Below are 10257 nucleotides of genomic sequence, written 5' to 3'. Positions count from 1 at the left end.
AAGCGCTCCATGACGCTGGATACCAAGCGGCCCGACGGCAAGAAGGTGCTCGAAACGCTGATCAGGCAATGCGACGTGCTGGTCGAAAACTTCGCGCCGGGCGCGCTGGATCGGATGGGCTTCAGCTGGGAACGTATCCAGGAACTCAATCCGCGCATGATCGTGGCCTCGGTCAAGGGTTTCGGCCCCGGCCCTACGAGCACTGCAAAGGTCTACGAAAACGTCGCCCAGTGCACCGGCGGCGCCGCGGCCACCACCGGTTTCGACGATGGCCCGCCGATGGTCAGCGGCGCCCAGATCGGCGACAGCGGCAGCGGGCCTGCACCTGGCGCTGGGCATCGTGACGCGCTCTACCAGCGCAACACCACGGGACGCGGCCAACGGGTGCTCACCGCGATGCAGGACGCCGTGCTGAACCTGTGCCGGGTCAAGTTGCGCGACCAGCAGCGTCTCGAGCGCAACGGCGTCATGGAAGAGTATCCGCAGTTCGCGGAGGGCCGCTTCGGCGAGTCCGTCCCACGCGCGGGCAATGCCTCGGGCGGCGGCCAACCCGGCTGGATCCTCAAGTGCAAGGGCTGGGAGAGCGATCCGAACGCGTACATCTACTTCATTGCGCAGGCCCAGGTCTGGCCTTCGGTCTGCAAGCTGATCGGGCGCGAGGAGTGGATCCTTGATCCCGATTACGCGACGCCGAAGGCGCGCCTGCCGCGCCTGATGGCGATCTTCGCCGCCGTCGAAGAGTGGAGCACCACGCTGACCAAGTTCGAAGCGATGGATATCCTCAACAAATACGATATCCCATGCGGGCCGATCCTCTCGATGAAGGAAATCGCCGAAGATCCGTCACTGCGCGCCACCGGCACGATCGTCGAGGTCGATCATCCCGAGCGTGGTTCCTATCTCACGGTGGGCAACCCGATCAAGCTGTCCGACAGCCCGACCGAGGTGCGCCGCTCGCCGCTGCTGGGTGAGCATACCGACGAATTGCTGTCCGAGCTCGGCTACTCTCCCGAGCAGATCGCGATGCTGCGCGAAGAGCGGGTGATCTAGGGCCGCGTCGTTACCGGAGGCGCCGCTACCGGACGTACCCCTGCTGGCCGTGTCCAGTACCCGGGCTGGGCGTAGACCGCCTTGAGGGTGTCGATGAATGACCGCACCCGCGCCGGCAGGTGGCGCTGCTGCATGTAGACCGCCATGATGTCGTAGTCGGGCAGGGCGAACTCGTCGAGCACCGTGACCAGTTCGCCGGCCGCCAGCTGCGCCTGGATTTCCCAGGTCGAACGCCAGGCCAGCCCCAGTCCTTCGCTGGCCCAGCGGTGCAGCAATTCGCCGTCGTTGCAATCGAGGTTGCCGTTGACCTTGATGGTCACCGGCTTGCCCTCCTTCTGGAAGTACCAGCCGCGCTGCTGCCCGCCCTGCAGGTTGAAGGCCAGGCAGTTGTGCTGCGCCAGCTCCTCCAGCGTGCGCGGGACGCCGCAGCGCGCGAAATAGTCCGGGGTGCCGCACACCACGCGCCGGTTGGTTGCCAGCCGCACCGCGACGAAACTCGGATCGAGCACGCCGCCGATCCTGATCCCCAGCTCATAGCCTTCGCGCACCAGGTCGACCACGTGGTCGGTGAGGTTGAACGAGATCTGCACGTTCGGATTGGCGGCCAGGTAGGCCGGGGCGTGCGGGGCCACGTGCAGCCGCCCGAACGCCGCCGGCGCCGAGACGATCAGGTGCCCGCTGGCCTGGTCGCGGCCTTCGGACACGATGGTCTCGGCCAGGTCGATGTCCGCCAGCAGCCTGCGGCAATGCTCGAGGAACACCGACCCCGATTCGGTCAGCGTCAGGTGGCGGGTGGTGCGGTGCAGCAGCTTGACGCCCAGGCGGCGTTCGAGCGCGTCGATGCGCCGCCCCAGCATGACCGGCGTGATGTTCTGCCCCAGCGCGGCGCGCGCCAGGCTGCCCTTGTCGACCGCGTCGACGAAGGCCCACATCTGTTTGACCTTGTCCATGCCTGCAGTATTCCATACTCCAGGGATCGAATACACCTACTTTTTGTGTTCTTATCAGCAGCGCCGCGACGCTCTAGCATACGCTCATCGCAATCGTGCGGTGATGAACCTGGAGAGCGCAATGGCAAAGATGACAGCCGCGGAGGCAGCGGTCCTGGTGATGGAAAAAGAAGGCATCGAGGTCGCCTTCGGCGTGCCCGGCGCCGCGATCAATCCCTTCTACGCCGCGCTGCGCAAGCGCGACAGCATCCGCCACTACCTGGCGCGCCACGTCGAAGGCGCCTCGCACATGGCCGAGGGCTATACCCGGGCGAAGGCCGGCAACCTGGGCGTGTGCATCGGCACCTCCGGGCCGGCCGGCACCGACATGATCACGGGCCTGTATTCGGCGCAAGCCGATTCGATACCTATTCTTTGCATTACCGGCCAGGCGCCGCGCGCCCGCCTGTACAAGGAAGACTTCCAGGCGGTCGACATCGAGTCGATCGCCAGGCCGGTGACCAAGTGGGCGGTCACGGTGCGCGAGCCGGCGCTGGTGCCGCGCGTCTTCCAGCAAGCCTTCCACCTGATGCGCTCGGGCCGGCCCGGCCCGGTGCTGATCGACCTGCCGATCGACGTGCAGATGGCGCAGATCGAGTTCGACGGCGACACCTATGCGCCGCTGGCGCTGCACAAGCCGCAGGCCACCCGCGCCCAGGTCGAGAAGGCGCTCGACATGCTGAACGCGGCGCGCCGCCCCCTGATCACCGCCGGCGGCGGCATCATCAATGCCGACGCGTCGGCGCTGCTGGTGGAGTTCGCGGAGATCACCGGCGTGCCGGTCATCCCGACCCTGATGGGATGGGGCGCGATTCCCGACGACCATCCGCAGATGGCGGGCATGGCCGGCCTGCAGACCAGCCACCGCTACGGCAATGCGACCTTGCTGGCCTCCGACTTCGTGATGGGCATCGGCAACCGCTGGGCCAACCGCCATACCGGCGGCATCGAGGTGTTCACCAAGGACCGCACGTTCGTGCACATCGATATCGAACCGACCCAGATCGGGCGCGTGTTCGGGCCGGATCTCGGCATCGTGTCCGACGCCAGGGCCGCGCTCGAACTGCTGGTGGAGGTGGCGCGCGAGTGGCGCGCGAGCGGCCGCCTGCAAGACCGCAGCGCATGGCTCGAGGAATGCCAGGAGCGCAAGCGCACCATGCTGCGCAAGAGCGACTTCGACACCGTGCCGGTCAACCCCTTGCGCGTCTACCACGAGATGAACGCCTACTTCGGACGCGAGGTGCGCTACGTGGCCAGCATCGGCCTGTCGCAGATCGCCGCCGCCCAGTTCCTGCACGTGCACCACCCGCGCCACTGGATCAACTGCGGCCAGGCCGGCCCGCTGGGCTGGACCATCCCGGCGGCGCTCGGCGTGCGCGTGGCCGACCCCGACGCCGACATCGTCGCCATCTCGGGCGACTACGATTTCCAGTTCCTGATCGAGGAACTGGCGGTGGCCGCACAGTTCAAGCTGCCCTACATCCACGTACTGGTGAACAACGCCTACCTCGGCCTGATCCGCCAGGCCCAGCGCGGCTTCGAGATGGATTACTGCGTCCAGCTGGCGTTCGAGAACGTCAACGCGCCCGAACTGGAAGGGTATGGCGTCGATCACGTCGCCGTGGTCGAGGGCCTGGGCTGCAAGGCGCTCAGGGTGTTCCGGCCGGACGACATCATCCCCGCCTTCGAACGTGCGCGCGCGCTGATGCAGCAGTACAGTGTGCCGGTGGTGGTCGAGATCATCCTCGAGCGCGTCACCAATATCGCGATGGGCACCGAGATCGATGCGCTCAACGAGTTCAATGAAGTCCTGGACGTCAAATAAGCCAGCACGGGAGACCGAGATGAGGAGACCGCAATGACCAGACTTGCCGCCAACCTGACCATGCTGTTCAACGAAGTCGACTTCCTCGACCGCTTCGAGCACGCCGCCAGGGCGGGCTTTCGCGGCGTCGAATTCCTGTTCCCGTACGCCTACCGGGTCGAAGACATCGCCGCCCGGCTCGACGCACACCGCCTCGAACTGGTGCTGCACAACCTGCCGGCCGGGGACTGGGCCGCGGGCGAGCGCGGCATCGCCTGCCATCCGGGACGCGTGACGGAATTCCAGGACGGCGTGGGCGCAGCGATCGACTATGCCAAGGCGCTGGGCGTCAGGCAGCTCAACTGCCTGGCGGGCATCGTGCCGCCCGGCGTCGCGCTCGAAGAAGCCTATCTCACGCTGGTGTCGAACCTCGAATTCGCCGCCGGCCAGCTGAAACGCGAGGGGATCCGCCTGCTGGTCGAACCGATCAACACCTTCGACATCCCGGGATTCTTCCTGCACGGCACGCGCCAGGCGCTTGAGCTCATCGGCGCGACCGGCTCCGACAATCTGTTCCTGCAGTACGACATCTATCACATGCAGCGCATGGAGGGCGAGCTGGCGGCGACGATCAAGGCCAACCTCGGCCTGATCCGCCACATCCAGCTGGCCGACAATCCGGGCCGCTTCGAGCCGGGCACGGGCGAGATCAATTACCGCTACCTGCTCGGCATGCTCGACGAGATCGGCTATGACGGCTGGGTCGGCTGCGAGTACAAGCCCCGGGCCGGCACCGCGCAGGGCCTGCACTGGATCGGCGAGCACGGCCTGCAGGCATAGGGTATCGCACACCATCACACTGGAGACCATCATGACGAAAGTAGGATTCATCGGCCTGGGCATCATGGGCGGCCCCATGGCCGCCAAGCTGCAGGAGGGCGGCTGCAAGCTGTACCTGCACGACCTGAAAAATCCGCCGCTGGCCCTGATCGAGGGCGGCGCCACCGTCTGCACCAACGCCACCGAGGTGGCCAAGCGCGCCGACATCATCATCGTGATGGTGCCCGACACCCCGCACGTCGAAGAAGTGCTGTTCGGCGCCGACGGCGTGGCCGCGGGCCTCACGCCGGGCAAGATCGTGATCGACATGAGTTCGATCTCGCCGATGGCCACCAAGGAGTTCGCCAAGAAGATCAACAAGCGCCAGTGCGACTACCTCGACGCGCCGGTGTCGGGCGGCGAGGTGGGGGCGCGCGCCGCGACGCTCACCATCATGGTGGGCGGCGCGCAAGAGGCGTTCGACCGCGCCCGGCCGCTGTTCGAGCTGATGGGCAAGAACATCACGCTGGTGGGCGGCAACGGCGACGGCCAGACCACCAAGGTGGCGAACCAGATCATCGTCGCGCTGAACATCCAGGCGGTGGCGGAGGCGCTGCTGTTCGCCTCGAAGGCGGGCGCCGACCCGGCCCGGGTGAGGCAGGCGCTGATGGGCGGCTTCGCCGCCTCGCGCATCCTGGAAGTGCACGGCGAGCGCATGGTCAAGCGCACCTTCGCGCCGGGTTTTCGCATCGAGCTGCACCAGAAGGACCTCAACCTGGCGCTGCAGGGGGCCAAGAGTCTCGGCCTCGCGCTGCCGAATACCGCCAGCGCCCAGGAGCTGATGAATTCCTGCGCCGCCCACGGCATGGCCCAGCTCGATCATTCGGCACTGTGCCAGGCGATCGAGCGGATGTCGAACCACGCCATCGCCGCGGCCTGAGGCAGCGGCGTGGCGCCATCGGAGACAGCATATGGATACCTGGGTGTTTCACCATCCGGCCTGCCTGGCGCACGAACCCGGGCCGGGCCATCCTGAAGCGCCGCAGCGCCTGCATGCGGTCATGAAGGCGCTGCGCCAGCCGGAATTCTCGCAACTGGCCTGGCGCGAGGCGCCGCTCGGCACCCGCGACCAGGTCTTGCTGGTGCACGGCGAAGCGTATGTGGACGCGATCGCCGCCGCGGCGCCGGGCAGCGGCCTGGTGGCGCTGGACGGCGGCGACACATTGATGTCGCCCGGCACCTGGGAGGCGGTGATGCGCTGCGTCGGCGCCGCCTGCGCCGGGGTCGATGCGGTGGTGGCGGGCGAGGCCGCCAACGTCTTTTGCGCGACCCGGCCGTGCGGCCATCACGCCGAGCCGGAGCGGGCGATGGGCTTCTGCATCTTCAACCAGGCCGCCATCGCCGCCGTCCACGCGCTCGAGACGCATGGCCTGCAGCGCGTCGCCGTGGTCGATTTCGACGTCCACCACGGCAACGGTACGCAAGCGGCATTCTTCCACCGGCCGCAACTGTTCTTCGGCTCGAGCCACCAGTCGCCGCTGTATCCGGGGACCGGCGCGGCAGGCGAGACGGGCACCAGCGGCAATATCGTCAACCTGCCGCTGCCGCCGGGCTGCGGCTCGGCGCTGTTCCGGTCCACGGTGGCGAGCGGGCTGCTGCCCGCCTTGCGGCGCTTCGCGCCACAATTGATCGTGATGTCGGCCGGGTTCGACGCGCACCGTAGCGATCCCCTGGCCAGTATGGCCCTGGAAGACGAGGATTTTGCGTGGATTACGCGTGAAGTGATGGCGATCGCAGCAGAGGTGTGCGAGGGCCGGATCGTGTCGATCCTGGAAGGAGGCTACAGCGTCGAGGGGCTGCAGGGCGGCAGCGCGGCGCACGTGCGTGCGCTGCTGCAGCGCTGAAGGGTGTTGCGCGGGGCTGGCCCCGGAAAATTACAGGCCGCAACCGTAGTAGGCCGGGTCCGAATCCTGGCCGGTGTAGCCTGGCTCGAGCTTTTCGCGCAGGTTGAGCGTGAGGAAAGCGACGATGAGCGACAGCAGCGAGTGCGACGGGGCTGCGAAAGTGGTTTCGGCTGGTGCGTTGATCATGACTGGCTCCTGAAAGTTGGTTTGTGCAATGCAGTAAATATAGGGACTACTTACGCGCGCTTCCAATTTCGAGTGCTGATACCAGTTATGCTGCTCGTGAATGTTGCTCTATAAAAACCGGCATTTATGCGTGATCTCTACCGCGGCCCGCGTGGTCGTCGGATGTGGCTGCGTCGCCACAGGCTGCCGGTCAGGATGAGGGGATCAGCGCATCGATGCGTGCCTCTCCTTCGTCCAGCAGGAACTGGCGAAACGCCCGCGCCACCGGCGGCAGGCGCTTCTCGCGACGGTGGACGACATACCAGTTGAGCATCAGTGGAAACCCCTCGACCTCCAGCACCACCAGGCTGCGCGCGGCGAGTTCGCGGCCGATCGTGTGAAACGACAGGAAGCCCAGTCCGATGCCGGCGATCACCGCCTGCTTGATCGTCTCGGTGCTCTTGATCTCCATGGCGACGCTCAGCTCGGCCAGGTGCGGGCCGAAGGCGTCCTGCATCGAGAACCAGGTGTCGGAGCCCGGTTCGCGGATCACGAACGGGTGGCGGATCAGGTCGCTCATCGGGATGCGCCCATGCCTGGCCGCGGCCAGCGGATGGTCGGGCGCCGCCACGATCACATAGGGATGGGGGGCGAACGCATCGTTCTGCGTGTCGAGTTCGGCGGGTGGCCGCACCATCACGGCCAGGTCGGTGCGATTGGCCGCCAGCTTGTCCAGCAACTCCTCGCGATTGTGCACCGTCAGGTTCAGCTGCACGCCAGGATGCTGGCGCGCGAAGGCGACCATCAGCTGCGGAAAGAAATAGTCGCCGGCACTGATCACCGCCACGTTCAGCTTGCCGCCGGCGATTCCCTTGAGTTGCGCCATCGCATCTTCTGCCTCATCGAACTGCTGGATGATGGCGCGGCAAAAGTGCAGCAGCTCCTCGCCCGCCTGGGTCAGGTAGATCTTCTTTCCCAGCTGTTCGAACAAGGGCATGCCGACGTGGCCCTCGAGCGTGCGGACCTGGGTCGACACGGCCGGCTGGGTGAGGTGCAGCTCCTCGGCGGCGCGTGAAAAACTGAGCCGGCGCGCGACCGTCTCGAAGACCTTCAGTTGACGCAGTGTCGCGTTCTTCATCGGCGCTTCCGTCCATGTATAAGCAGTCGTTAATGATTATCCCTAAAAACTTTCACTATTGCTCATCATTTTGTTGGACTACGATGATGTTCAGACAGCTCGACCGCAACCACCACCACCTGGAGAGTGCCATGACGACGATCTGCAATGCCGACGCCGAGTGCAACGCCTATAACGCGGCCTTTCATGAACTGGGACTGAGCTGGGTCTGGGACATCGGACTGTATGCGAGCGCGGTCGCCGGCGCCGATGACCGCACCGGCCTGCGCAACTACCTGGCGCGGCATCAATCCCACCTGTTGAGCGCGCACGACGCCGACTTCCTGGTCGAGGCGATCCTGGCCGCCAAGGAACGCTGCCACGCGCAGCTGAGCGCCGCTGGTTGCAATCCGGGCGCCTTCATCGACTGGTCCGCGCTCCAGCAGCGGCAGATCGGCGTGTAGACACCAACGGCTGGGCAGAGATTTTCGAATCTTAACCGTGGTCAAGGATATACGGAAATCGTTCTTCCACAATCAGCCCATCCACCGACCCGACGTACGAGAGACATCATATGATCCGACACTGGATACGCTTCCAACACCTCGACACCGTACGTTTCGGCACGATCGAGGGCGACAAGATCCGGATCTTCAAGGGCGATATGTTCGACAGCCCGCGCCGCACCGACCTGGCGGTGAACCTGGACGAGGTCGAGGTGCTCACGCCGTGCGTGCCCGGCAAGGTGCTGGCGATGTGGAACAATTTCCACGCGCTTGGCCAGAAGCTGGGCCTGGCGCCCCCGGGCGAGCCGCTTTACCTGATGAAGCCATCGACCTCCTACCTGGCGCCAGGCGGCACGATCCGCAAGCCGCTGTGCGAGGGCAAGGTGGCGTTCGAGGGCGAGCTGGCGATCGTGATCGGCCGCCGCTGCAGCGCCGTCCCGGTCGAGGAAGCGCCCGACTACGTGTTCGGCTATACCTGCGCCAACGACGTCACCGTGGGCGAGATCATCGGGCGCGACCCGACCTTTCCCCAGTGGGTGCGCGCCAAGGGCTTCGACACCTTCTGCCCGTTCGGCCCGGTGATCGCCACCGGGCTCAACCCGGCAATGCTGGTCGTGCGCACCACCCTGAACGGCGAGGTGCGCCAGGATTACCCGATCAACGACATGGTGTTTCCGGTGGCCGAGCTGGTCAGCCGGATTTCCCAGGACATGACATTGGAGCCGGGCGACCTCCTGCTGTGCGGGACGTCGGTCGGCGTCGGCTCGATGCGGCCGGGCAGCACGATCGAGGTAGAGATCGACGGCATCGGAAAGCTCATCAATCGGTTCGAGTAAACGACAAGGGGTGGGTCATGAAGATCGCAGTTATCGGAGCGGGAGCAATCGGCGGCCTGGTCGGCGCCAGGCTGGCGCTGGCGGGCGAGGAGGTGACGTTCATCGTGCGGGGCGCCAATCTGGCGGCGATCCGCGCGAACGGCATCAAGCTCATCGAGATGGACGGGGAGGAGAAGATTGCCTCGCAAGTGCGCGCGACGGACGACTATGACGCGGCCGGCGAGCAGGACCTGGTGATCCTGGCCCTCAAGGCGCACCAGGTCGATGGGGTGTCGGCCCAGATCGGCAAGCTGTTCGGGCCGCGCACCGTGGTGGTGACGATGCAGAACGGCATACCGTTCTGGTATTTCCACCGCCATGGCGGCGAGTTCGACGGGCGCACCGTGCGCAGCGTCGATGCCGGCGGCGAACTGGCGCGCCGGATTCCACCCGAGCGGGTGCTCGGCTGCGTGGTTTATCCGGCCGCCGAACTGGTGGCGCCGGGCGTCATCCGGCACATCGAAGGCGCGCGCTTCCCGCTGGGAGAACTGGACGGCACGGCGAGCGAGCGGGTCAATGAAGTCTCGGCCTGCTTCCAGAACGCCGGCTTCAAGTCGCCGGTGCTCGACAATATCCGCGCCGAGATCTGGCTCAAGCTATGGGGCAACGTCTGCTTCAACCCGATCAGCGCGCTGGCGCATTCGACCCTGGTCGACATCTGCCAGTACCCGCTCACACGCGAGCTGGCGGCGGAGATGATGCGCGAGGCGGAAGCGGTGGCAACCAAACTGGGCATCACCTTCCGCGTGCCCCTGGACCGGCGCATCGAGGGCGCCGCCCAGATCGGCAAGCACAAGACCTCGATGCTGCAGGACGTCGAGGCGGGCCGGGGGCCGGAAATCGATGCCCTGGTCGGGTCGGTGATCGAGCTGGCGCGCATGACCGGCACCCCGACGCCGCACATCGATTCGGCGTATGCGCTCGTCAAGCTGCTGGAGCAGACCATGACCGAGGAGGGTGGCGGGGTAAGGCTGCAGAGGCTGGTTACGGCCTGAGCGGTATTCCAGAGCGAAGGCGCCGGCCGGGCC

Annotated in this window: 11 protein-coding genes; 8 read left to right on the top strand and 3 right to left on the bottom strand. The window is 66.1% G+C overall.

Features of this window, described 5'->3' with window-relative positions; all coding sequences use genetic code 11:
• Nucleotides 1-1050: formyl-CoA transferase (frc, locus tag LO55_RS25600; RefSeq protein WP_071363976.1), on the top strand; the 1050-nt coding region annotated here is incomplete at its 5' end.
• Here the strand turns inward: frc and LO55_RS25595 are convergent.
• Nucleotides 1047-2000: a LysR family transcriptional regulator gene (locus LO55_RS25595; RefSeq protein WP_071359962.1), complete on the bottom strand. Its 954-nt coding sequence runs from the start codon at nt 1998-2000 to the stop codon at nt 1047-1049. The two genes, frc and LO55_RS25595, sit on opposite strands and share 4 nt — an antisense overlap.
• Nucleotides 2001-2121: 121 nt before the next feature.
• Between LO55_RS25595 and gcl the strand changes: the two genes are divergently transcribed.
• The 4 genes from gcl to LO55_RS25575 are packed head-to-tail and all read left to right on the top strand — an operon-like array spanning nt 2122 to nt 6566.
• On the top strand, nt 2122-3864 hold the full coding sequence (gcl, locus tag LO55_RS25590) for a glyoxylate carboligase (RefSeq protein ID WP_071359961.1): 1743 nt from the start codon (nt 2122-2124) through the stop codon (nt 3862-3864).
• 33 nt (nt 3865-3897) lie between these two features.
• Nucleotides 3898-4683, top strand: coding sequence for a hydroxypyruvate isomerase (hyi, locus tag LO55_RS25585; RefSeq protein WP_071359960.1), 786 nt, complete (start codon nt 3898-3900; stop codon nt 4681-4683).
• Between the two features lie 31 nt (nt 4684-4714).
• Nucleotides 4715-5602 carry a 2-hydroxy-3-oxopropionate reductase gene (locus LO55_RS25580; RefSeq protein WP_005669056.1) on the top strand — a complete coding sequence of 296 codons (888 nt, stop codon included), beginning with the start codon at nt 4715-4717 and terminating at the stop codon, nt 5600-5602.
• 31 nt (nt 5603-5633) lie between these two features.
• Nucleotides 5634-6566 carry a histone deacetylase family protein gene (locus LO55_RS25575; protein ID WP_071359959.1) on the top strand — a complete coding sequence of 311 codons (933 nt, stop codon included), beginning with the start codon at nt 5634-5636 and terminating at the stop codon, nt 6564-6566.
• A gap of 30 nt (nt 6567-6596) precedes the next feature.
• Here the strand turns inward: LO55_RS25575 and LO55_RS26855 are convergent, their stop codons facing one another.
• Both LO55_RS26855 and LO55_RS25570 read right to left on the bottom strand, forming a co-directional pair.
• A complete protein-coding gene (locus tag LO55_RS26855; RefSeq protein WP_005669059.1) occupies nt 6597-6752 on the bottom strand; it encodes a hypothetical protein in 156 nt (51 codons plus the stop codon).
• A gap of 190 nt (nt 6753-6942) precedes the next feature.
• On the bottom strand, nt 6943-7869 hold the full coding sequence (locus LO55_RS25570) for a LysR family transcriptional regulator (protein WP_071363629.1): 927 nt from the start codon (nt 7867-7869) through the stop codon (nt 6943-6945).
• 83 nt (nt 7870-7952) lie between these two features.
• Here LO55_RS25570 and LO55_RS25565 point away from each other — a divergent pair, with 83 nt between their 5' ends.
• The 3 genes from LO55_RS25565 to LO55_RS25555 all read left to right on the top strand — a co-directional run bounded on the left by LO55_RS25565 (nt 7953) and on the right by LO55_RS25555 (nt 10224).
• Complete coding sequence (locus LO55_RS25565) at nt 7953-8312, top strand: HAD family hydrolase (protein WP_083415057.1); 360 nt, start codon at nt 7953-7955, stop codon at nt 8310-8312.
• 110 nt (nt 8313-8422) lie between these two features.
• Nucleotides 8423-9190 carry a fumarylacetoacetate hydrolase family protein gene (locus LO55_RS25560; RefSeq protein WP_005669064.1) on the top strand — a complete coding sequence of 256 codons (768 nt, stop codon included), beginning with the start codon at nt 8423-8425 and terminating at the stop codon, nt 9188-9190.
• A gap of 17 nt (nt 9191-9207) precedes the next feature.
• On the top strand, nt 9208-10224 hold the full coding sequence (locus tag LO55_RS25555) for a 2-dehydropantoate 2-reductase (protein ID WP_071363628.1): 1017 nt from the start codon (nt 9208-9210) through the stop codon (nt 10222-10224).
• The last annotated feature ends 33 nt before the right edge of the window (nt 10225-10257 follow it).

Origin of the sequence: Massilia timonae, from assembly GCF_001866515.1 — a bacterium.
In the GTDB taxonomy this organism is placed as follows: Bacteria; Pseudomonadota; Gammaproteobacteria; order Burkholderiales; family Burkholderiaceae_D; genus Telluria; species Telluria timonae.
The sequence above is the reverse complement of the archived record's forward strand: the minus strand, read 5'-3'. Positions and strand labels throughout refer to the sequence as shown.

Bases quoted from the DNA above. Each gene is read 5' to 3' on its own strand.
- hyi (WP_071359960.1), top strand. From the start codon at position 3,898: ATGACCAGACTTGCCGCCAACCTGACCATGCTGTTCAACGAAGTCGAC.
- LO55_RS25555 (WP_071363628.1), top strand. From the start codon at position 9,208: ATGAAGATCGCAGTTATCGGAGCGGGAGCAATCGGCGGCCTGGTCGGC.
- LO55_RS25570 (WP_071363629.1), bottom strand. From the start codon at position 7,869: ATGAAGAACGCGACACTGCGTCAACTGAAGGTCTTCGAGACGGTCGCG.
- LO55_RS26855 (WP_005669059.1), bottom strand. From the start codon at position 6,752: ATGATCAACGCACCAGCCGAAACCACTTTCGCAGCCCCGTCGCACTCG.
- LO55_RS25595 (WP_071359962.1), bottom strand. From the start codon at position 2,000: ATGGACAAGGTCAAACAGATGTGGGCCTTCGTCGACGCGGTCGACAAG.
- LO55_RS25565 (WP_083415057.1), top strand. From the start codon at position 7,953: ATGATGTTCAGACAGCTCGACCGCAACCACCACCACCTGGAGAGTGCC.
- LO55_RS25575 (WP_071359959.1), top strand. From the start codon at position 5,634: ATGGATACCTGGGTGTTTCACCATCCGGCCTGCCTGGCGCACGAACCC.
- LO55_RS25560 (WP_005669064.1), top strand. From the start codon at position 8,423: ATGATCCGACACTGGATACGCTTCCAACACCTCGACACCGTACGTTTC.
- gcl (WP_071359961.1), top strand. From the start codon at position 2,122: ATGGCAAAGATGACAGCCGCGGAGGCAGCGGTCCTGGTGATGGAAAAA.
- LO55_RS25580 (WP_005669056.1), top strand. From the start codon at position 4,715: ATGACGAAAGTAGGATTCATCGGCCTGGGCATCATGGGCGGCCCCATG.